Origin of the sequence: Streptomyces mutomycini, from assembly GCF_001700505.1 — a bacterium.
GTDB classification, from domain to species: Bacteria; Actinomycetota; Actinomycetes; order Streptomycetales; family Streptomycetaceae; genus Streptomyces; species Streptomyces mutomycini.
The window spans coordinates 1-685 of record NZ_MAPV01000379.1 but is presented as its reverse complement, the minus strand read 5'-3'; the positions used below and the strand labels follow the sequence as shown (position 1 = coordinate 685).

1 pseudogene is annotated in these 685 nt (G+C 78.2%); it reads left to right on the top strand.

The window, feature by feature from the left end:
• Positions 1-14: 14 nt before the first annotated feature.
• A pseudogene (locus tag BFF76_RS30555) lies at positions 15-685 on the top strand (SCO7613 C-terminal domain-containing membrane protein); the annotation flags it as partial.

Below are 685 nucleotides of genomic sequence, written 5' to 3'. Positions count from 1 at the left end.
GACAGGTGCTGACGGTGCTGGACGCGATCGCACTGCACGCGGTCGCGGCGCCGGGGACGGACGGGCTGGCGTTCTCGGCGTTCGCGTCGGCGGTGCTGGCGGCGGTGTGGACCCTGTACGGGCTGCTGCTCGGCCGGCTGCGGACGCCGTTGCCCGCGGCGGTGGTGGCGGCTCAGCTGCCGCTGGTGTTCGCCGCCTGGGCTTCGGGGGCGTCCGCGACGGGCTTCGGCTGGGCGCTCATGGTGACGGCGGCGGCGGACGTCGCGGTGGCGTCGTGGTGCCGGGGGCTCGCGGTACGGGTCACGGCGTGCGCCGGGGCCGTGGTGACGGGGCTCGGCTCGCTGGCGCTGGGGCTGGGCCTGTCCGTGTCGGCGGACGGCGTGTCCGGCGCCGTGGGGCCGGGCGCGCTGCTGCTGGCCGGGGCTGTGGTGGCGGTGGCCGGGGCCTGGCGTGCGCCCAGGGAGCCGGCGGTCCTCGGGGGTGTCGTGGGAGGCTTCGCGGCGGTGGCCGCGGTGGGCGGCGTGCCGGCCGCGGGGCTGCCGTGGGACCGGGCGGTCGTGGTGTACCTGCTGTGCGGTGCGGTCCTGCCGCTCGTACTGCGTTCCCGGATGGTCCCGCGCCCACCACGACCGAGGCCGACGCGGACAGGACACCCCACGCGACCGGGCGCGGGACCATCCGGGAA